This window comes from Mesorhizobium montanum, from assembly GCF_033977145.1.
In the GTDB taxonomy this organism is placed as follows: domain Bacteria; phylum Pseudomonadota; class Alphaproteobacteria; order Rhizobiales; family Rhizobiaceae; genus Mesorhizobium; species Mesorhizobium montanum.
Genome location: NZ_JAVIJF010000009.1, coordinates 1 through 20,401, shown reverse-complemented (window position 1 = coordinate 20,401; position 20,401 = coordinate 1). Strand labels below are relative to the sequence as shown.

The window sequence follows — 20,401 nt, the reverse complement described above, 5'->3', positions numbered from 1 at the left end:
TCATTCCAGGCTATGCCGGGCAATCGACTTCAGACTTTCGCGACGATCCGCATGAAGGCCGGCACGTCGTCGCCGAAGCCTACGGTCCCGTCGTCTTCTTCCTGACGATGGCGGCCGGGCCGGTCGCGCTGCGGCCGGGCGTCGCCGCGCTGCTCGTGACGGCTGCCCGGGCCCTTGCGCTCGTTCTCGGAACGGATCGCATCCTTGCGGGCGCGGCGTTCGGCGATGTCGGCCACTTCGGCGACCGGCTGCTCGACGGGCGCGGCATCGGGCGTCTCGTCGCGCGTGGCGTGACGGTCCCTCTTGCGCTCGCCCCGGTCCTTGCGGTCCTCGTCCTTGCGGCCGGCGCGACGCGGCGCTCCGCGGCCACGGCGCGGAGATTCCTCGCCCTCGCTTTCGGTCACGGTCGACAGGTCGCCGTCATGCCATTCGATCTTGTTGCCGATCAGCCTCTCGATGGCGTCGACATATTTGGTGTCGGCACGCGTGGTGATGGTGAAGGACTTGCCGGCGCGTCCAGCGCGTCCGGTGCGGCCGATGCGGTGGACGTAGTCCTCGGCATGGATCGGCACATCATAGTTGAAGACGTGGCTGACATCGGGAATGTCGAGGCCGCGCGCGGCGACGTCCGAGGCAACGAGATAGCGCAGCTTGCCGTCGCGGAAATTGGCGAGCATCTGCATGCGCGCACGCTGGTCCATGTCGCCATGCAGCGCGCCGGCGTCGAAATCATGCTTGAGCAGCGAGCGGAACAGCTCCGACACCTCGACCTTGCGGTTGCAGAAGATGATGGCGTTCTTCAGCTCGGCGTCTTCGGCCTTGATCAGATTGCGCAGCGTCTCGCGCTTTTCCCACGGTTTTCTGCCGGACTTCACCAGCCGCTGCGTGATGCTGGTCGCGGTGGAGGCGGCCTTGGAGACCTCGACGCGCACCGGGGCGTGCAGGAATTTCTCGGTGAGCTTGGTGATCTCCGGCGGCATCGTCGCCGAGAAGAACAGTGTCTGGCGGGTGAACGGGATCATCTCGCAGATGCGCTCGATGTCGGGAATGAAGCCCATGTCGAGCATGCGGTCGGCCTCGTCGATGACGAGGATTTCGACGCCGTTGAGCAGGAGCTTGCCGCGCTCGCGGTGGTCGAGCAGGCGACCGGGCGTCGCGATCAGCACATCGGCGCCACGCTCGAGCTTCTTGTCCTGCTCGTCGAAGGAGACGCCGCCGATCAGAAGCGCGATGTTGAGCTTGTGGTTCTTGCCGTATTTGATGAAGTTTTCCTCGACCTGCGCGGCCAGCTCACGCGTCGGTTCGAGGATCAGCGTGCGCGGCATGCGGGCGCGGGCGCGGCCTTTTTCCAGGCGCGTCAGCATCGGCAGCACGAAGGAAGCTGTCTTGCCCGTGCCGGTCTGGGCGATGCCCAGCACATCCTTGCCGAGCAGCGCATGCGGGATGGCGCCGGCCTGGATCGGGGTCGGCTTGGTGTAGCCGGCATCGGTGACTGCGGAGAGCACCTTCGGCGAAAGGCCGAGGTCGGTGAATGTCAACGCTTCTTGAGCGGTCGTGGTGTCTGAGGACAAGTGTTTGTTGTCTTTGGCTGGTTCGGGAAAAATCGCAACACGTGTTGCGGCAGGCGCCGCGCACCTGCAAGATCGCGGTTGCAGTTAGGCGCAAGTCCGCGATTTGTCAACAGAAACGGGCGCAAATCTGGCGATTGTGAAGACGTAAGCTTAATCGCGATGCTTAAAGCGCGTCGCGTCGAAACGGATTCAGACTACGCGCCTTAAGTCATGTTTGATGCATATCGTCTTCCTAAAACCGCTGCGCACTTTTGGGCGGCATGCATTAATCGAAACAGTATCGTTGCGCCGGCTCAGTAGCGGAATTGCTCGGCAAGGATGCGTTCGTTCCAGGAATGGTTCGGATCGAACAGCAAAGTCGCCGTCGCCGTCGGCGATTCGCGCACGGTGATGGAGGCCACCGCCTTGACCTCGGTATGGTCGGCGGCGGCATTTACCGGGCGCTTCTCGGCTTCCAGGATGTCGAAGCGTACGGTCGCCTTGTTGGACAACAGCGCCCCGCGCCAGCGGCGCGGTCGGAACGGACTGACCGGCGTCAGCGCCAGCAGCGGCGCATCGAGCGGCAGGATCGGCCCGTGTGCCGACAGATTATAGGCGGTGGAACCGGCGGGCGTCGCGATCATCACGCCGTCGCAGTTCAGCTCCTCCAGCCGCACCTGGCCGTCGACGGTGATACGGATCTTCGCCGTCTGGTAGGATTGGCGCCACAGCGCCACCTCATTGATCGCCGGCGCCGAAATCGTTTCGCCGTCATGTGTCTCGGCAACCATTTCCAGCGGGCGGATCGTCTCGGCGACCGCGTTGGCGATACGTTCATCGAGGCCGCCCGCGCGATATTCATTCATCAGGAAGCCGATGGTGCCACGGTGCATGCCGTAGACCTTCTTGCCCGTGCTCATCGTCTCACGCAGCGTCTGCAGAAGAAATCCGTCGCCGCCGAGCGCGATGATGATTTCGGCCTCCGCGACAGGCACCTGCCCATAGCGCGCCGACAGGCTTTCCAGTGCCGCGCGGGCATCATCGGTGTCGGAAGAGACGAAGGCGAAACGGCTGGTGGCTTTGCTCATGGCTCCCGGAGGGCGACCATCTGCAGGGCCGCGCCGGCGACGGCGTAGCATGCGCCGCCTATATCTGTGAAGGGCGGCGTGCCGTGCCGGTCAAAGGGTGCAGGGACGATTATCGCGCTTCATGACAGAGGCGCAACGAATGTGATGGCCGCTATGGTTAAGACGAAGCTTAAGCACTCGTAAAGCCGGATCGATCATGTTAGCCGATAGTGGATGGGTTGGCGGGGGCTGGCCAGTCGAGAGACCTGTCTATTGCCGGTAACGCGTCTGATCATAGTCTTCCTGATGATGGGAAGTTTCGCGCTGATGTTCGCTGAACTGGTGCGCCATTCGGAAGAGATGAGTCAGCGGCCGCAGCCCACGGCCACGCGCTGTGGTGACGCCACCGGAACCCCATGTCCGCACAGGGCGCTCTAGCTTCGCTTCTCGGAACGATCGCTCAGCTGCCCTGCAGGTGACAGCCAGGCTCCCGCTTACCGGCGACATACTCCTCGATGAGTCGCCGGTAGCGCACTCTGCCGAAGCTCGGAAAATGGCCGCCATGCACGACCGACACGTCGAGTTCGCGCATGGCAAGCAATGTCCCGACATAGTCATCGATATTGGAGTGATAGACGTCGTCGATCAACGGTCCGTCATAGATGATGTCGCCGGATAGCAGGATGCCGGTCTTCCTCTCGTAAAGCGCTATGCCGCCGGGCGAATGACCGGGCGTGTGGATGACCTCGAAGGCGCGGTCGCCGAGATCGATGACGTCTCCATGTTCGAGCAGCCGGCCTGCTGGCGCCGGCAGGATGCGGTAGCGCGCCGTGTCCCAGCCAGCCGGCGGGCCGTCGAACATCTCCTCATTGGCGTAGCGGTCGGCGACCGTCCATTCGTTGCGCGGATCGGCGAGGATTGCCGCCTCAGCCGAATGCACGCAGCGATCGGGGAATTCGTGGTGGCAGCCGATATGGTCGAAATGCGTGTGGCTGGCGACGCAGGTAAGCTTGCGCTCGGTCACCAGCGGCACATTGCGTCTCAGGCTGAAATGGCCGAGGCCGCTGTCGAACAACAGGTCGCGATCGCGACCGCGCACGTGCCAGATGTTGCAGCGGAAGAACGGCTTTATCCACGGCTCATGGATGAGCGTGACGTCGTCGCCCAAGCGGATGGTCTCGTACCAGTCGGGAGCTTCGATGACCGGAAGCGTGCTCATGGATCAGTCGGCCAGCAGGATGATGTCGCCAGCGTTGCACGAAACCGCAATCGTGTCGCCTGCCTGCACGATGGCCGAAGCCGGTGCTTTGGCGATGAACTGCAGTGCGGGATCAAGCGTCGAGGCGGCAAGCACGCGTTTGAAGCTGCCCTGGAAGACGACATCGCCGACGTTGGCCGTGCCGAGCGCGACATCGCCTTTCGCTTCGCCGAGAACCAGGTGCTCGGGCCGGATGGCGAAAGCGACACGGGCGCCGGCAGGCGACGCGCCGGGCAGTGAAATCGGCCCAACCGCCGTCGAGGCCGTGACGGTCCCGTTCCTCGCCCCGGTCACGGTGCCGGCAAGAATCGTGCTCTCGCCCATGAAGGTGGCTGAAAAGCGCGATGCCGGCCGCGCATAGACGCGCTCGGGCGGGCCTTCGTCCTCGATGCGGCCGTCATTCATCACCACGCAATGGTCGGCCAGCGCCATCGCTTCTTCCTGGTCGTGGGTGACATGAATGAAAGCGGTTCCGACCCGCTTCTGGATCGCCTTAAGCTCGTCCTGCATCTGCCGGCGCAGCTTGAGATCAAGCGCGCCGAGCGGCTCGTCGAGCAAAAGCACCGCGGGCTCGATGACCAGCGCACGGGCCAGCGCCACGCGCTGGCGTTGGCCGCCGGAGAGTTGGTGCGGCTTCTTGTCGAAGGCGGATGCCAGCCCAACCAGGACCAGCGCGTCGCGCGCCTTCGCCGCCCGGGTCGCGCCGTCGACACCTTGCATGCGCAACCCGAAGCCGACATTGCCGCCGACGCTCATATGCGGAAACAGCGCATAGTCCTGGAAGACGGTGGTAGTCGGGCGCTTGGCCGGCGACACGGCGGTGCAGTCCGCGCCGCGGATGAACACCTTGCCTTCGCTGGGCGTGAGAAAGCCGCCCAGGATCGAAAGCAGCGTCGTCTTGCCGGAGCCTGAGGGGCCGAGCAGGATCGTGTAGCTGCCGGGCTCGATCGCCAGCGAGACATTCTTCAGCACCGGGAGCTGGCCGAAGCGGTGCGAGACGTTGCGGATGTCGACCAGGGGCGCGTTCATGCCGGCTTTCTCCGCAATAGCGTCAGTTCGAACAACACCACCAGGACGATGGACACGGCAAAGACCAGCGAGCCGACGGCATTGGTTTTGGGATTGAGGCCGGAGCGCAGGAGGTTCCAGATTTCAACGGGCAGCGTCGTATCGAAGCGGGTGAGCAGGAAGGAGATGACGAACTCGTCCCAGGAGAAGGTCATCGACAGGAAGAAGGCTGCGAAGATCGCCGGCGCCAGGACCGGCACGGCAATCATCATCAGCACCTTCCATTCGGCCGCACCGAGGTCGCGCGCGGCGCGCTCGATGTTGATCTGGTGGTCGCCCATCTGGCTGTAGATAATGGCGAAGCAGAGCGGCAGGTTGATCACGACATGGCCGATGCCGGCGGCAAGCAGCGACTTCGGCACACCTGCCCAGTTGAACAGCACCAGCAGGCCCATGCCGATGATGAGATAGCTGACGGTGAGCGGCAGCGTGATCAACCCGCGCAGCAACGCCGAGCCCGGCAGCACGAAACGCGCGAAGCCCCAGGCCGACAGGAAGCCGAGCGTGACGGAGGCAAGCGACGAGAGCACCGCCACCAGCAGTGAATTGACCAGCGCCGAGGTCAGCCGGGCATCGGAAAGCACTGCCTGGTACCAGCGCAGCGACGGGCCGGTGAAAGGCGGGATCGGGAAGGACGTCGCTTGCAGCGAAAACAGCACCAGCACGACGACAGGCAGAAAGATGAAGCCGTAGATGGCGATCGCGTAGAGCCAAGCGGCGAGGCGAACGGCGGCGCGCATCGTCAGGCCCGCTCGATCTTCAGCCAGCGCGCGCAGGCGAGATAGGCGATCGTGACGACGGCCATCAGGATGATCGACAACGCCGAAGCCAGAGGGAAATCGCCGCGCCGGCCGATCTGCATCATCACCAGCTGCGGCATGACCAGCTCGTTGTTGCCGCCGAGGATTTGCGGCGTGATGTAGTCGCCGATGCAAAGCACGAAGGTGAGGAAGGCACCGACCATGATGCCCGGCAAGGTCAGCGGCAGCACGACATGCAGGAAGGTGCGGATAGGCCCGGCGCCGAGATCGGCCGCCGCCTTGCGGTAGCTTGGGCTGAGCTGCTTCAGGTTGGCGAAGATCGTCAGCGTCAACAGCATGACGAAGAAGTGGACGAAACCGGTGACGGTGGCGAAACGCGTGTTGGCGAGCTGCAGCGGTTCGCCGATCAGGCCGATGCCGGTCAGCGCTCGGTTGATGATGCCGTTCTGCGCCAGCACCAGCAGCCAGGAGTAGGAGCGCACGACATAGGAGGTCCAGAACGGCAGCACGGCCAGCATCAGCGCCAGACGCTGCCAGCGTTCCGGCACTTGTTCGGCGAGGATCCAGGCGAAGGGATAGGCAAGCAGGATCGAAATCACGGTGACGATCGCCGTCACCTGCAGCGAGTTCACCATCGCCCGCCAGTAGGACGGGTCGGTGAAGAACTGGCGGTAATTGGCCAGCGTGAATGCGCCGCCCTCATGCGCCGTCAGGCTCGACAGCCCCATGGCGATGAAGGGCAGCACGAAGAACAGCAGCGTCCATGCCAGCGCCGGCGTGACCAGCGCCCAGGGCAGGGCACGCTTGTTGTTTCCTCCTACGCTCATCGGCCGATTTACTGCGCCTGCAGCATTTCGGTCCACAAATCCTGCATCTTCTTGTCGAGATCGGGGTTGGGCGCCGGATAGGCCTGGGCGCGGGCGAGGAATCCCGGCTGCTCGTCGAAGCGCAGGGTCTTCTTCTGCTCGTCGGTGAGCGCCGCCTTCTTGTTCGACGGCATGCCCCAGTAGCAGGAGGAGGTGGCAAGCCGCGCCTGCCCCTCGGGGCTCATGATGTACTGGATGAACTTCAGCGCCATGTCCTTGTTCTTGGAGTCCTTGAACATGGCGAGCGACTGCGACCACAGCACCGCGCCTTCTTTCGGGATCGAGAAGTCGAGCGCCGGATTTTCCTTGGCAAGGCCGGCCGTCACCCATTCGCCGCCGCCGACCAAGATGTCGACTTCGCCTGTGGCCAAAGCAGTCTGGCTGGCGGTGACTTCGCCGACCAGCTTGGCGTTGGCCTTCATCTTGAGCAGCTCAGCCTTGAGGGCAGGCAGGTCGGCCTCGGTAAGGTCGGCAGTCTTCTTGCCGATGGCCAGAGCCGCCATGCCGATCACCGGCAGGTAGTAATCATAGATCGCGACCTTGCCCTTGTATTTGTCGCTGGTCAGCGAGGCCAGCGACTGCATGTCGGCGGGATCGACCTTGGTCTTGTTGAAACCGATCGTGTTGTAGCCGAATTTTTCGGTGATGCCGTAGCGCTTGCCGCCAATGGTGGTGGACTTGTCCATCTTCACTTCCGGGAAGAGATCGGCGATTGGCAATTTGTCTTCGGGCAGCGGCTCGAACAGACCTTTGTCGACGCCGCGCGGCACGTCGATGGAATCGATCACCATCACGTCCCAGTCGCCGGGCTGCGACTGCTCGACGATGGCCAGTCCCGCGCCGGTGCCCTCGAACTCCTTGACGTTGACCTTGACGTTGTTGGCCTCCTCGAAGGGCTGCAAAAGCGCCGGATCGGAATGATCGCACCAGATCAGTGCGTTGATATCGGCGGCCTGGGCGCCGCCCGCTGCGAGGAGTAGCGCCGCGGCCGCGCAGGCGGCTCCGAGATGCGACTTCAGCGTGGAAAGCGGATTGCGGGCGTTGACGGTCATCGAGTGTGCTCCCTGCCTTGCTGGCTTGTTGGAAGAAAAGTTGAACCAATTCTAAAATTGAGTCAATTATGATTTTGTGGCAGGAAGGCCGATATGAGCGGATTGCGCGAACGACAGAAGGCGGACCGGCATCGCCGCATCATCGATGCTGCGACCACATTGTTCCGCGACGCCGGCTATGAGGGGGCCAAGATCGAGGCGATCGCCGCGCAGGCCGAGGTCTCGATCGGAACCATCTACAACTACTACCAGAACAAGGGCGACATCCTCGGCGCCATCGTTTCGATGGAGGTCAACGAGGTGCTGAATGCCGGGCGAGGGGTGGTCGCCAGCCCGCCGGCCAATGTCGGCGACGCGCTGGATACGCTGATCGGCATCTATATCGAGCACTCGCTCAATTACCTGAGCAAGGAGATGTGGCGGCAGGCGATGGCGATCTCGACGCAATTGCCCGACAGCCCCTTCGGCCAGGCCTATACGGCGCTCGACCGCGTGCTGACCGAACAAATAAGCGCCCTGATCGCGCGGCTGCAACAGATCGGACTGGCGCGCTCGGACATAGATGGGCCGGCGGTGGGCGAATTGATCTTCAACAACATGAACATGATGTTCATCGAGTTCGTGAAGCGCGACGAGGCGAAGATACCGGACCTGCGCGCGGCGATACGAAGGCAGAATAGGATTTTGGTGGCGGCGATCGGGGGATGAGGGTGGCGGGAGGAGGCATTCGAATATCGGCTTTGCGAAGGATCGAAGTGGATCGCATACGTTCGAATTGTTTGTTGAGGTAACGGCGCGCTGGTCGCTCGATGAAAAAGTAACTCAACACCGAGAGTGCTATGGCCGCTCCAAGACCGAGAGTCCTCCCAGCTATCCCTGGAAATTGCGCGAAAGGCCGCTGCCACAGGTAGATTGAGAAGGACAGAATGCCGATTGCTGCCAGCGGCTTAGAACCGAGCAGGCGAAGGAAGGCGACGGGGGCCTGCCGAAGATAGACTACGGCCAGGGCAAGAAGTGCAGTTCCTACCCCGTATTTAAGCGGGTCTGGAATCTGCTCCAAATTGAAAAAGACTCCGGCTACCCCAAATGCAAGCGGCGCCCATGATGGCACTTTATGCGAACGAAATAGCAGATAGGTTCCCGCTGCCAAGAGGATCGAGGCGGCGCGGACATCGGTACGCCAATAGACAGTGTAATAGTCACCGCCAAGCAGCGTTTGGATAGCACCGTTGCTCCACGCGAGCGCCGCAAGCGACAGGCACACGACGCCGCCAGTGACCTGAGATCGGCGACTGATTGCGGCGATGATGGCCAGGACGACATAGGTGTGTTCCTCGACGCAGAGCGTCCATATATGATCGATCGAGGCACTTCGTCCGACTTCGATGTCATAGTAGTTATAAGTAAATGTAAATGCGCTGATGAGTTGTGGCCGGTCGATCTGCCAAAGGCCGGTGGCAGCTGCCAACCCCATCGCGGACAGGAACACAAAGAGCGCAGGGTAGACACGCGCTATCCGCCGACCAAAGAATTTCGGCAACGCCATTTGCCTTACAAACAGGATGTCTGCCATCAGCAGACCACTGAGGGCGAAGAACATCTCGACGCCAAAGCGGCCGGGGTTAATAATCCGAGGTGCAAGGTAGTGGTCAGCCAGAACGCCCATGATCGCAACGGCGCGCCAACCGTCCAAGTAAGACAAATGCGGAAGGCCCACTGAAGGGGCATTCGCGGTATCAGACACAGCATCCTCTGCAGCGCTGGCTGACGTTGCTATATCAGCGCCGGCTAAGGCTTCCGTCATGCAAATGGACGAAGCTGGAGGGACACCAATGCCGTCGGCGGCCGCACGCGATCCGGCCTGGGCGCTTGAGGGCGCGTCACCTGGCGGGCGTGGAATAAGTGCACACCTAAAAATGGCCGGAAATGCGCGGTTTTCAATATAGCTGTTACAAGACGAGAAGGCGCTTATGCGGTACCGTCTTTCATCAACTATTTGATTCTTCTTGTATTTATGGTGCCCCCGGCAGGAATCGAACCCGCGACCTTCGGTTTACAAAACCGCTGCTCTACCAGCTGAGCTACAAGGGCATGGCGCTCCGGTAGCATATTTCATACGCCAGTAAAGACAAAACTCCGTTTTGGGTTGCTAATGGACCCTACACGGCCGCCAAGAGCGGCATGCTGAAATTCGTCGGCGGGCTTCCTACATTCTTCAAAGTGCAATGGCGTCGAACGGGGTGTCGCATGATCAGATTTGTCATCATCCTGCCGCTCATCGTCGTGACCTGGCTTCTCCTGGTGAAGGTCGTCGGCGACCTGAAGAAGGCCAACATCGACTGGACCGGCGTCGCCACCTTCGTCGGTTTCATCGTGCTCGCCTTCTGGCTGCGCCATGTGACGGGAATGGGGTGAGACGGAGCGAATAGGGAATAGCGAGTAGCGAATAGGGATTTGGGCTCAGCACCGCCGTCTTTTCCCTACTTGCTATTCGCTACTCCCTATTCGCTCAATCTTGAACCTTTTGCCGCGTCGCCACGACCCGCGGGCCGCGCTTTTGCATTCTGAGCCGGTCGGCGGCCGGAAGCCTGGCGCAAAACCGCCGGCGAAAAAAATCTCAAAAAATCCTCGAACCTTTTTCCGGGCCGCGGCGACCCATGTTCAAGAGGCGGATGGTTCGCCTCCCCGACGAAACCAAGGAGATCGTCATGTTCAAGCGCACCATCGTTTCCGGCCTCATCGCCACCACCGTCGCCGCCGGCTCGCTCGTCGGTACCGTCCAGCCTTCGGCCGCCCACGACCATCATCACCGCCGCGAACTCGGCATCGGCATCGCCGCGGGCGTCGGCGGCTTCGTTCTCGGCAGCCTGCTCGCCCAGCAGCAGTCCCATACCGTCTATGTCGAAGACGACGGCTACGACTCGATCCACATTCGCCGCTGCTATGCTCGCTACGCCAGCTACGATGAACGCTCCGACACCTATATGACCTACGATGGCCCGCGCACTTGCAGGCTTTAACCGGGAGCCGAACCATCGACAGGAAAGAGGGGCTGCACGCAGCCCCTTTTCTTGCGTTTGAGCGCTTCCGCAGGATTGGCTTGATCTGAAGCGGGCAATGTTCCGCCGCCGCCAATTCTAAAGATGAGGCTTGGGATTTGGGTCGGGCATCGCCAATCCCGCCATGCGGCAGGCGCCGTCAACTGTAGCGTCGTCGCTTATCGCCACGAGCTCGAAACTGTTGCCGCTGTCAGTGTAGATTTTGCCGATGAACGGTTCATTGCCACCGGAACCGCCGGGAGAACCTTTGTCGTCGACATAACCGCACACCACGATCTCGTGGCGGCCGTTCAACGTCCGCTCTCCGGCGAGCATTGTTCCGAACTTGGCCGCGATAGGGTTCCTTAGGTGCTGACGAACGCCGGCGGTGATGATCTCCTCCAGGGCCAGCGAGATGGGCATGGGATCGACGCGTTGGTTGCCGCCGGGTTCGAGCGGCGGCGGTGCCGCTGCCACGCATCCGCAAAGTGAGGCGGCAGATAAAAACTGAACTGTTTTCCGCATCCGTGCCCTTTCGCACGCATTCGAACGCTCCGGCAAGGCGATCAAGCCCATGCACGCGAAGGTGTACAGCGATTTTGCAAGCGTCTAGTCTGGACCTGCCAACGCAGGGGAGGGTGGTTTGGACGAGCAGGACCCGAAGCAAGAACTGATCGAACCGGTTTTCCGTAACGGCACCGTCACCATCGTCGGCATTCTGCTGGCCTTTTCGCTTGGCTTCATCACCCACTGAGCGGCCAATCCGATCCCATGGCAGACCTATCATCTGGTTGCCGTCGTGACGATACTGATCGGCATTGCGCTGCAGATGCGGGCGCTCGCCATCCTGCTCGACATCAAATCCCTGCGGCGCAGCATCCATGACCGTGCCAGCCGGATATTCATGGCCGGCCTCATCTTCACAGCCTGCGGTGTCGGGATGGCGATACTGCTCGATTTCTTCGACATATCGGCGAAGAGCGCGCTGCCCGGCGCGTCGCAGTCAGCAGGCTTTCACGCCGCCGATCATCTTCGTCACCTCGACCGCGGCCTCGCGCACCAGCGGACCGATCTCGGCCAGCCGCTCGGGCGTGACCCGCACCGTCGGGCCGGACACCGAAACGCCGCCGATCGGCTCGCCATACTCGTCGAAGATGGCGGCGGCCACGCAGCGCATGCCGGGGTGGCGTTCCTCGTCGTCGACCGACCAGCCGCGATGCTTGATAACAGCGAGATCGTGAGCGAGCGCGGAGATGTCGGAAAGCGTCTTGTCGGTATAGCGCTGCAGGCCCGCCTTGCGCAGGATGGCCGCCACCCGCTCCGGCTCGAGATGCGCAAGCACCGCCTTGCCGATGCCCGAGGCATGGAAAGGGCTGCGCGTGCCTGGGCGAAAGAAGGCGCGGATCGCCTGGTGCGTCTCGACCTGGCTGACGAAGACCACGCAATCGTCCTCGGCAACGCCGAGATTGGCGGTCTCGCCGGTCTTCTCCATCAATTCCTGCATGACGATGCGGGCGCGGTCGACGAGCTTGCGCCGGCGCAGGAAGGCCGCGCCCATGCGGTAGGTCTCGACGCCGACGGACCACAGCTGGTCGGTCGTATCGAATTCCACCATGCCATGGTTTTCCAGCGTCGTCAGCATGCGATAGGCGGTGGAGGCGGCAATGCCGCTTTGCGCCGCGATCTCGCTCAGCGACAGGCCGCTGGCCTCGGCGACGATCGCCAGGATGCGCAGCGCCCGGTCGAGCGACTGTACCGACGCCGCTTCGGATAGGCCGTTGAAGGCGCGCGGGCGGCCGCGCTGGCGTTTTTCCGTCGTTTTCATACGCGCATTCTCGCCGATTTCGGGTCGGATGCAATGAAAAAGTTTTTCAATAAGCGCTGCCGTGCATTCTTTGGAAAACGAAAAGTGAAGCGAAATCAATGAATAGAGACCGTTTCATGAAAATGAAAAAATATTCTGAAAAAATTGAAAAATCGAAAGCGAGCTGGCATTGTCAAGCCAACCAACGAAGTGGAGGCTTGCCATGGCCAGGATGCGCGCTGTCGACGCAGCGGTTCTCGTTCTTGAAAAGGAGGGCATCACCAATGCCTTCGGCGTGCCGGGCGCGGCGATCAACCCGCTCTACTCGGCGCTGAAGGCGCGGGGCACCATCCGTCATGTGCTTGCGCGCCATGTCGAGGGGGCCTCGCACATGGCCGAGGGCTACACCCGCGCCAAGGCCGGCAATATCGGGCTTTGCATCGGCACCTCCGGTCCGGCCGGCACCGACATGATCACCGGCCTCTATTCGGCCTCGGCGGATTCGATCCCCATCCTCTGCATCACCGGCCAAGCTCCCCGCGCGCGCCTCAACAAGGAGGATTTCCAGGCCGTCGACATCGCTTCGATCGCAGCACCTGTCGCCAAATGGGCGGTAACCGTCATGGAGCCCTATCTGGTGCCGATGGCGCTGCAGAAGGCATTCCACCTGATGCGCTCCTCGCGGCCGGGCCCGGTGCTGATCGACCTGCCGGTCGACGTGCAGCTCGCCGAGATCGAATTCGACATCGACGCCTATGAGCCGCTGGCCCCGTTCAGGCCGGCGATGACGCGCGTCCAGGCCGAGAAGGCGCTGGCGATGCTCAACGAAGCGGAAAAGCCGCTGATCGTCGCCGGCGGCGGCATCATCAATGCCGATGCTTCCGATCTGTTGATTGAATTCGCCGAGATCACCGGCGTGCCGGTCATCCCGACGCTGATGGGCTGGGGCGCGATCCCCGACGACCACCGGCTGATGGCCGGCATGTGCGGCCTGCAGACCTCGCACCGCTACGGCAATGCGACGATGCTGGCGGCCGACTTCGTCTTCGGCATCGGCAACCGTTGGGCGAACCGCCACACCGGTTCGGTCGAGGTCTACACCAAGGGCAAGAAATTCATCCATGTCGACATCGAGTCGACGCAGATCGGCCGTGTCTTCGCGCCGGATCTCGGCGTCGTCTCGGATGCGGGCGCCGCGCTCAAGATCCTGCTCGACGTCGCCACCGAATGGCGCACGGCCGGCAAGCTGCGCGACTGGTCGGGCTGGGCCAAGGAATGCCAGCAGCGCAAGAAGACGATGAAGCGCAAGACGCATTTCGAGCAGGTGCCGCTGAAGCCGCAGCGCGTCTATGAGGAGATGAACAAGGCCTTTGGCCGCGACACCACCTATGTCACCACCATCGGCCTGTCGCAGATCGCCGGCGCGCAGTTCCTGCATGTCTACAAGCCGCGCAACTGGATCAATTGCGGCCAGGCCGGCCCGCTCGGCTGGACGCTGCCGGCGGCGCTCGGCGTGCGCGCCGCCGATCCGGACCGGGATATCGTCGCGCTCTCCGGCGACTACGACTTCCAGTTCATGATCGAGGAACTGGCGGTCGGCGCGCAGCACAAGCTGCCCTACATCCATGTCGTGGTGAACAACGCCTATCTCGGCCTGATCCGCCAGGCGCAGCGCGGCTTCTCGATGGATTATGAGGTGAGCCTCGCCTTCGAGAACGTCAACCGGGCGGGCGATCCGGAGGCGGGCTACGGCGTCGACCACGTCGCGGTCGCCGAAGCGATGGGCTGCAAGGCGGTTCGCGTGCGCAAGCCGGAAGAGTTTGCCGGCGCCTTCAAGCAGGCGCAGCGGCTGATGAAGGAGCATCAGGTTCCGGTCATCCTCGAATTCATTCTCGAGCGCGTCACCAACGTTTCCATGGGCACGGAAATCGACAAGGTCACCGAATTCGAGGAACTTGCCGAGAGCCATGAGGATGCCCCCACGGCGATTGTAATGCTCGACTAGGGCAAAGCGGAAAGAAGGAGAAAACGAATGCCGCGTTTTTCAGCTAATCTTTCGATGCTTTTCGGCGAGCACGAGTTCCTCGACCGCTTCGATGCCGCCGCCCGCGCCGGCTTCAAGGGCGTCGAATATATCGGCCCCTATGATCATACGCCCGATGTCGTCGCGGCGCGCTTGAAGAAGAACGGCCTGACACAGGTTCTCTTCAACCTGCCGGCCGGCGACTGGGGCAAGGGCGAGCGCGGCATCGCCGCGCTGCCCGACCGCGTGCCGGAATTCCGCCAGGGCGTCGCCAGGGCGATCAGCTACGCCCACGCGCTGGGCTGCGAGCAGATCAACTGCCTTGCCGGCATCGCGCCGCAGGGTGCGGACCGCGCCGTGCTGGAGAACGTCTTTGCCGAAAACCTCGCCTTCGCGGCCGAGAAGCTGGAGCAGGCCGGCATCAAGCTGCTGATCGAGCCGATCAACACCCGCGACATCCCGGGCTTCTTCCTGAATTATTCCAATCAGGCGCTGGCGCTGATCGACCGCATCGGCTCGAAGAACCTGTTCCTGCAATACGACATCTATCACATGCAGATCATGGAGGGGGATCTCGCCCGTACCATCGAGGCAAACCTTCCCCGCATCGCGCATATCCAGCTTGCGGACAATCCCGGCCGTCACGAGCCGGGGACGGGCGAGATCAACTATCCCTTCCTCTACGACCACATCGACCGCCTCGGCTATTCCGGCTGGATCGGCGCCGAATACAAACCGAAGGCCGGCACTGAGGCAGGGCTCGGCTGGTTCAGCGAGTTCGCCGGGCAGGGGAGCGTGGCCGCTTAGGCGCCGGCGTTGAAACAGCCAATCTCCCCACCTGTGGGGGAGATGGCCGGGAGGCCAGAGGGGGGCGCGAAGGAACGCGACATCGACAAATATGACGGAGAACATCAATGGAAACCATCGGTTTCATCGGCCTCGGCATCATGGGCGCGCCGATGGCAGGACATCTGCTTGACGCCGGCTATCCGGTGGTCGCCAGCGACCACCGCTCGAAGCCACCGGCCGACCTCGTCGCCAAGGGGCTGAAGACAGTGACCGGCCACAACGCTGTGGCCAAGGCCGCCGACATCATCATCACCATGGTGCCGGACACACCGCAGGTGGCCGACGTGCTGTTCGGCGAGAATGGCGTCGCCGGCGGCCTATCGAAGGGCAAGCTCGTCATCGACATGAGCTCGATCTCGCCGATCGCCACCAAGGATTTCGCCAAAAAGATCAACGAGCTCGGCTGCGATTATCTCGACGCGCCGGTGTCGGGCGGCGAGGTCGGCGCCAAGGCGGCGTCGCTCACCATCATGGTCGGCGGCGAGGAAAAGGCGTTCGATCGCGCTAGGCCCGTGTTCGAGAAGATGGGCAAGAACATCACGCTGGTCGGTCCGAACGGTGTCGGCCAGACCACCAAGGTCGCCAACCAGATCGTCGTGGCGCTGACCATCGAAGCCGTCGGCGAAGCCCTTGTCTTTGCTTCGAAGGCCGGCGCCGATCCGGCCAAGGTCAGACAGGCGCTGATGGGCGGGCTCGCCGCCTCGCGCATCCTCGAAGTACACGGCGAGCGCATGATCAAACGCAGCTTCGCGCCGGGCTTCCGCATCGAACTGCACCAGAAGGACCTCAATCTCGCGCTGGAGGGCGCCAAGGCGCTCGGCGTGTCGCTGCCCAACACTTCGACGACGCAGCAACTTTTCAATTCCTGCGCCGCCAATGGCGGCGCCAAGGAAGATCACTCGGCGCTGGTCAGGGCACTGGAGCGCATGGCGGGCCACGACGTGGCGTGAAGCGAGTAGCGAATAGGGAGTAGCGAATAGGGGTTGAAGGCCCAAAGGCATGGTGTTCCGAATATTCGCTATTCGCTATTCGCTATTCGCTATTCGCTATTCGCTATTCGCTACTCGCTACTCGCTACTCGCTACTCGCTATTCGCTATTCGCTACTCGCTATTCGCTATTCGCTAGGAATTTCCTCGCCGCATAAAGGCTCACCGCAGCCGCATTCGATACGTTGAGCGATCTGATCGCTCCGGGCATGTCGAGCCGTGCCAGCGCCGTGACGGTCTCGCGCGTCTTCTGCCGCAGGCCCTTGCCCTCGGCACCCAGCACCAGTGCGATCTTGTCTCCGGCAAAACTTTTTTCCAGTTCGGCCGGCCCGTCTGAATCGAGCCCGATGGTCAGGAAGCCGGCCTCGTGCAATTGTCCCAGCGCATCGGCGAGGTTCTTCACCTCGATCTGGTCGATATGCTCCAGCGCGCCCGACGCCGATTTCGCCAGCACGCCGGATTCCTGCGGGCTGTGGCGGGCGGTGGTGATCAGCGCGCCGGCGCCGAAGGCAACCGCGGAGCGCAGGATGGCGCCGACATTGTGCGGGTCGGTCACCTGGTCGAGCACCAGCACCAGTCTTGTGTCGCCAAGCGCGTCGAGGCGCTTCGGCTTGAGCGGTTCGGCTTCGATCAGCACGCCCTGATGCACGGCATCGGAACCCGTGATCCTGTCGATGTCCTTCGGCTCGACCAGTTCCGCCTTGAAGGGCAGGGCGCCAAGATCGCCGATCGAAAGCCGCTCGGCGGCGTTGCGCGTCACCAGCATTTTCCTGATTTTGCGCCGGGGGTTGTCGAGCGCCGCCCGCACCGTGTGCAGGCCGTAAAGTCGCACCAGTCCGTCGGCCGGCCCTTCGCCCGACGGCACCGGCTGGCGCGGCCGGAACGCCGGCGCGCCGCCGGCCTTCTGGTCGCGATGTGCGCGCCTGAGTTTGGCGTAATGGGTATCCTTTGGGGTGCCCGGCTTGTTGCTTTTATCGTCGCTCATGCGGCCTCTATAGCGGCCCCGTCCGGCTAAGGATATGGCCTGCGGCAATGAATGAAGAACATCCTCGAAAAACCCGGGCCGCGGCGGTTGACACCCATCGGCCTTGCCGCCATAAGGCGCTTCGCTGATTTCGGAGAAGATCTTACTCGGGCTCCGGATCAGCGCGAATGCCTCGTTGCATGGCTCCGGCGGCAGACTGGAGAGGTGCCCGAGTGGTTAAAGGGGACGGACTGTAAATCCGTTGGCTTAGCCTACGTTGGTTCGAATCCAACCCTCTCCACCACTGCCGGCCCGGAAGCCCTGAAACGAAAAGTCTCGGACCGAAAGTGCATGGCGCTTTTCGGGTGAATCCGGTACTTCAGTGTAAGGCGCGGGTATAGCTCAGTGGTAGAGCAGCAGCCTTCCAAGCTGAATATGCGGGTTCGATTCCCGCTACCCGCTCCAGATTTCCTGCCTGATTGCCATTCGCGCGAAAACGCCGCGCGCCGTGGCGCGCAGCGTTTTCCGTCTCATTCAGCCGCTCAGCTGTTGAAGGCCGAAGCCACCTGATGGTTCTGTGGCACCTGGCCGTTCGGCGTCAGCTTGTCGACGATGCCGGGCAGCGCCGTGGACAGTTGCTGCAGCAGTTCCTGCTCGTTCATACCGGTGCGCTGCGCGATCTCGCGGATGACCTGCGGGCCGATCGCGGCGCCGAGATCATTGGCGTTGATCGGCTGGTTCTGGCCGGTGCCGACCCAGGAATCGGCGACGTTGCCGTGGCCGGCGCCCTTCAGCTTGTCGAGCAGGCCGCCGAGACCGCCGAGCAGGCCGCCGTCGGCGGACGTGTCGGTTCCAGCAGGCGTCGGTGCCGGCGCTTGCGGCGCGGCCGGCTCTTCGCTTCTGCCGCTCAGCATCTTGCCGACCAGCAGCGCGCCAAGCGCGATCATCAGGGGTTTGGTGATATTGCCGCCCGGAACGGCATTGTCGAAAAGGCCCATCGTGGATCTCCTTATCCAGCCAAGTCCGCCCCGGCGCAGAATGACGCAAACGGGCGGGATTTCAAGCTGTCTTGAGCTTTTGACAATCATATGACCATGATGGCGCGGCGGGGAATTTGGAGGGAATTATGGGCATCATCAGCTGGATCATTCTCGGCATCGTCGCCGGGTTCATCGGTAGCAAGATCGTCAACAAGACCGGGCAGGGCATGATCATGGATATCGTGCTCGGCATCGTCGGCGCCATCGTCGGCGGCGTGATCTTCAGCGCCTTCGGCGCATCGGGCGTCACCGGCCTCAACATCTGGAGCCTGATCGTGGCAGTGATCGGTTCGGTCGTCGTGCTCTGGGCCTACCACCAGATTTCCGGTAAGCGCACGCTGTAAGGAAGCAGCTCTCGTTGGGCTGTATAGGGCCGGCTTGCCGGCTGGCGGCGCCGTGCCCGTCGTCAGGCGACCATGGCCAGCCGGCGCTTTCTTTCGTCGAGCGAGACGATCGCCAGGCCGCTGGCCGTCACCAGCAGGATGCCGCAGACGGCGAGCGCGTTCGGAAACTGCCCGAACACCAGCAGCCCCGAAATGACCGCCCAGACGGTGAAGCAGTAATAGAACGGTGCCACCGCGCTTGTCGGCCCGACGCGGTAGGCCATGAAGATGAAGAAGTGGCCGAAGATCAGGAACAGGCCTGCACCCGCGATCAGGAGCAGATGACGTCCCTCCGGCATCACCCAGTGCTCGGAGACAAGGTGCGCCGCGGCTGACCCGACCAGCACCACCACGACCGCGGAGATGGCGACGATCATGCCGGGCACGTCGGCGCCCACCTTGCGGCCGGCAAGGTCGCGCACCGCCGCGAAGGCCGCGTTGCCGAGTGCCAGCAGGGCGTAGACCGAAATGCCCTGCATGGTCGGCTGCGCCACCATGAGGGCGCCGATAAAGCCAAGGCCGATCAGCGCCATGCGCGTGGCGCCGATCTTTTCGCCGAACAGCATCGAGGAGCCGACCAGCACGATGAGCGGCGTGACCTGCCCGAGCGCCGTCGAATCCGCGATCTGCATGTTGGCCAGAGCCACAACGTAGCAGAGGATCGCCAGCAGCTCGAACAGGTTGCGGCGCAGCACCTTGCGCTCGAAGAGCAGCGGGATATGCCTGGCATAACCCAGCATCAGGAGCAGCGGCACGCCCCACAGCGTCGCGGCCGCGCCGCGCAGCAGGAGCACTTCATAGGGCGGCAGCCCGGCGGTCGCGAGCTTCATCATCGTGTCGTTGACGAGGTAGGATCCCGTCGAGACGATCATGAACAACGGGCCACGGAAATTTGCCGGAATGAACTGCATCCGGCGGACAAGATCAGAGCCGCGTTGCTGCGGCAATGGGCCAGCCCGGAGCCTTTGATTTTATGTCCGGCGTCCCTATATCCGCGCCATATCCCACCGAAATCGACCATTGGTTCGGGTCGAGCGAGAATTCGCTCAGCCACAAGGCACTTGTGTTTTTCAGCCGTTGTCGCTAATCGCCCCGCATTCGACTGAACTGAAGGTCAAGGCCGTCCAAGGAAAGAGACTATGGCAAAAGGTAAATTCGAGCGCACCAAGCCGCATGTGAACATTGGCACGATCGGTCACGTCGATCATGGCAAGACGTCGCTGACGGCGGCGATCACGAAGTATTTTGGCGAATACAAGCGCTATGACCAGATCGACGCTGCGCCTGAAGAAAAGGCCCGCGGCATCACGATCTCGACGGCGCATGTCGAGTATGAGACGGCCAACCGCCACTATGCCCACGTCGACTGCCCCGGCCACGCCGACTATGTGAAGAACATGATCACCGGTGCCGCGCAGATGGACGGCGCGATCCTGGTGGTTTCGGCCGCCGACGGCCCGATGCCGCAGACCCGCGAGCACATCCTGCTTGCCCGCCAGGTCGGCGTGCCGTCGATCGTTGTGTTCCTGAACAAGGTCGACCAGGTCGACGACGCCGAGCTCCTGGAGCTGGTCGAGCTCGAGGTTCGCGAGCTTTTGTCGAAGAACGAGTTCCCCGGCGACGACATTCCGATCGTCAAGGGTTCGGCGCTGGCGGCGTTGGAAGATTCCAACAAGACCATCGGCGAGGA

The 20,401-nt window shown here is 62.6% G+C and carries 21 protein-coding genes and 3 tRNA genes; 10 read left to right on the top strand and 14 right to left on the bottom strand.

All coding sequences use genetic code 11. From position 1 onward, the window contains the following. Positions 1-29 precede the first annotated feature (29 nt). The 7 genes from RFM68_RS13820 to RFM68_RS13790 all read right to left on the bottom strand — a co-directional run bounded on the left by RFM68_RS13820 (position 30) and on the right by RFM68_RS13790 (position 7,622). Positions 30-1,571, bottom strand: a complete 1,542-nt coding sequence (locus RFM68_RS13820; protein ID WP_320233534.1) for a DEAD/DEAH box helicase — start codon at positions 1,569-1,571, stop codon at positions 30-32. Positions 1,572-1,864: 293 nt separating this feature from the next. Then, positions 1,865-2,638, bottom strand: a complete 774-nt coding sequence (locus tag RFM68_RS13815) for an NAD kinase (RefSeq protein WP_320233533.1) — start codon at positions 2,636-2,638, stop codon at positions 1,865-1,867. 439 nt (positions 2,639-3,077) lie between these two features. Continuing rightward, positions 3,078-3,836: an MBL fold metallo-hydrolase gene (locus RFM68_RS13810; protein WP_320233532.1), complete on the bottom strand. Its 759-nt coding sequence runs from the start codon at positions 3,834-3,836 to the stop codon at positions 3,078-3,080. Between the two features lie 3 nt (positions 3,837-3,839). Further along, positions 3,840-4,904 carry an ABC transporter ATP-binding protein gene (locus RFM68_RS13805; protein WP_320233531.1) on the bottom strand — a complete coding sequence of 355 codons (1,065 nt, stop codon included), beginning with the start codon at positions 4,902-4,904 and terminating at the stop codon, positions 3,840-3,842. Next, positions 4,901-5,683, bottom strand: a complete 783-nt coding sequence (locus RFM68_RS13800; RefSeq protein WP_320233530.1) for an ABC transporter permease — start codon at positions 5,681-5,683, stop codon at positions 4,901-4,903. Before RFM68_RS13800 ends, RFM68_RS13805 begins: the two co-directional genes overlap by 4 nt. 2 nt (positions 5,684-5,685) lie before the next feature. Further along, positions 5,686-6,531 (bottom strand): ABC transporter permease, encoded by an 846-nt coding sequence (locus RFM68_RS13795; protein ID WP_320233529.1) that lies wholly within the window; start codon positions 6,529-6,531, stop codon positions 5,686-5,688. A gap of 8 nt (positions 6,532-6,539) precedes the next feature. Then, entirely contained in the window at positions 6,540-7,622 is a 1,083-nt protein-coding gene (locus RFM68_RS13790) for a polyamine ABC transporter substrate-binding protein (RefSeq protein ID WP_320233528.1), read from the bottom strand. Between the two features lie 93 nt (positions 7,623-7,715). On the opposite strand from RFM68_RS13790, the gene RFM68_RS13785 reads away from it, so the two are divergent. Beyond that, positions 7,716-8,330: a TetR/AcrR family transcriptional regulator gene (locus RFM68_RS13785; protein ID WP_320233527.1), complete on the top strand. Its 615-nt coding sequence runs from the start codon at positions 7,716-7,718 to the stop codon at positions 8,328-8,330. On the opposite strand, the gene RFM68_RS13780 is transcribed toward RFM68_RS13785, so the two are convergent. Both RFM68_RS13780 and RFM68_RS13775 read right to left on the bottom strand, forming a co-directional pair. Beyond that, entirely contained in the window at positions 8,233-9,366 is a 1,134-nt protein-coding gene (locus tag RFM68_RS13780; RefSeq protein ID WP_320233526.1) for an acyltransferase family protein, read from the bottom strand. The genes RFM68_RS13785 and RFM68_RS13780 overlap by 98 nt on opposite strands. Positions 9,367-9,637: 271 nt before the next feature. Further along, positions 9,638-9,713: transfer RNA gene (locus RFM68_RS13775), tRNA-Thr, on the bottom strand. A 156-nt stretch (positions 9,714-9,869) separates the two neighbouring features. On the opposite strand from RFM68_RS13775, the gene RFM68_RS13770 reads away from it, so the two are divergent. Both RFM68_RS13770 and RFM68_RS13765 read left to right on the top strand, forming a co-directional pair. Then, positions 9,870-10,037: a hypothetical protein gene (locus RFM68_RS13770; protein WP_320233525.1), complete on the top strand. Its 168-nt coding sequence runs from the start codon at positions 9,870-9,872 to the stop codon at positions 10,035-10,037. Positions 10,038-10,330: 293 nt separating this feature from the next. Further along, complete coding sequence (locus tag RFM68_RS13765) at positions 10,331-10,642, top strand: BA14K family protein (protein WP_320233524.1); 312 nt, start codon at positions 10,331-10,333, stop codon at positions 10,640-10,642. Positions 10,643-10,759: 117 nt separating this feature from the next. Here RFM68_RS13765 and RFM68_RS13760 read toward each other — a convergent pair whose 3' ends face one another. Together RFM68_RS13760 and bhcR are read right to left on the bottom strand one after the other, a co-directional pair. Beyond that, positions 10,760-11,236 (bottom strand): hypothetical protein, encoded by a 477-nt coding sequence (locus RFM68_RS13760; protein WP_320233523.1) that lies wholly within the window; start codon positions 11,234-11,236, stop codon positions 10,760-10,762. A gap of 427 nt (positions 11,237-11,663) precedes the next feature. Beyond that, positions 11,664-12,485 (bottom strand): HTH-type transcriptional regulator BhcR, encoded by an 822-nt coding sequence (gene bhcR, locus RFM68_RS13755; RefSeq protein WP_320233522.1) that lies wholly within the window; start codon positions 12,483-12,485, stop codon positions 11,664-11,666. A gap of 202 nt (positions 12,486-12,687) precedes the next feature. Here bhcR and gcl point away from each other — a divergent pair, with 202 nt between their 5' ends. The 3 genes from gcl (at position 12,688) to RFM68_RS13740 (ending at position 16,286) form a co-directional block, all read left to right on the top strand. Beyond that, the gene (gcl, locus tag RFM68_RS13750) at positions 12,688-14,469 is read left to right on the top strand and encodes a glyoxylate carboligase (protein WP_320233521.1); all 1,782 of its coding nucleotides are present in this window, start codon (positions 12,688-12,690) and stop codon (positions 14,467-14,469) included. Positions 14,470-14,496: 27 nt separating this feature from the next. Continuing rightward, on the top strand, positions 14,497-15,294 hold the full coding sequence (otnI, locus tag RFM68_RS13745) for a 2-oxo-tetronate isomerase (RefSeq protein ID WP_320233520.1): 798 nt from the start codon (positions 14,497-14,499) through the stop codon (positions 15,292-15,294). A 107-nt stretch (positions 15,295-15,401) separates the two neighbouring features. Continuing rightward, the gene (locus RFM68_RS13740) at positions 15,402-16,286 is read left to right on the top strand and encodes a 2-hydroxy-3-oxopropionate reductase (protein WP_320233519.1); all 885 of its coding nucleotides are present in this window, start codon (positions 15,402-15,404) and stop codon (positions 16,284-16,286) included. A gap of 159 nt (positions 16,287-16,445) precedes the next feature. Here the strand turns inward: RFM68_RS13740 and RFM68_RS13735 are convergent, their stop codons facing one another. Next, positions 16,446-17,309 (bottom strand): TrmH family RNA methyltransferase, encoded by an 864-nt coding sequence (locus RFM68_RS13735; protein ID WP_320233518.1) that lies wholly within the window; start codon positions 17,307-17,309, stop codon positions 16,446-16,448. Positions 17,310-17,507: 198 nt separating this feature from the next. Between RFM68_RS13735 and RFM68_RS13730 the strand changes: the two genes are divergently transcribed. Together RFM68_RS13730 and RFM68_RS13725 are read left to right on the top strand one after the other, a co-directional pair. Then, positions 17,508-17,592, top strand: a tRNA-Tyr gene (locus tag RFM68_RS13730). Positions 17,593-17,679: 87 nt separating this feature from the next. Then, a tRNA-Gly gene (locus RFM68_RS13725) sits at positions 17,680-17,753 on the top strand. A 77-nt stretch (positions 17,754-17,830) separates the two neighbouring features. Here the strand turns inward: RFM68_RS13725 and RFM68_RS13720 are convergent. Further along, positions 17,831-18,286 (bottom strand): YidB family protein, encoded by a 456-nt coding sequence (locus RFM68_RS13720; protein ID WP_320233517.1) that lies wholly within the window; start codon positions 18,284-18,286, stop codon positions 17,831-17,833. Positions 18,287-18,414: 128 nt separating this feature from the next. Between RFM68_RS13720 and RFM68_RS13715 the strand changes: the two genes are divergently transcribed. Continuing rightward, positions 18,415-18,672: a GlsB/YeaQ/YmgE family stress response membrane protein gene (locus tag RFM68_RS13715; RefSeq protein WP_027170387.1), complete on the top strand. Its 258-nt coding sequence runs from the start codon at positions 18,415-18,417 to the stop codon at positions 18,670-18,672. Positions 18,673-18,734: 62 nt separating this feature from the next. Here RFM68_RS13715 and RFM68_RS13710 read toward each other — a convergent pair whose 3' ends face one another. Next, positions 18,735-19,622 carry a DMT family transporter gene (locus RFM68_RS13710; RefSeq protein ID WP_320233742.1) on the bottom strand — a complete coding sequence of 296 codons (888 nt, stop codon included), beginning with the start codon at positions 19,620-19,622 and terminating at the stop codon, positions 18,735-18,737. A gap of 228 nt (positions 19,623-19,850) precedes the next feature. On the opposite strand from RFM68_RS13710, the gene RFM68_RS13705 reads away from it, so the two are divergent. After that, a partial coding sequence (locus tag RFM68_RS13705; protein ID WP_224630379.1) for a GTP-binding protein occupies positions 19,851-20,401 on the top strand: 551 nt, incomplete at its 3' end.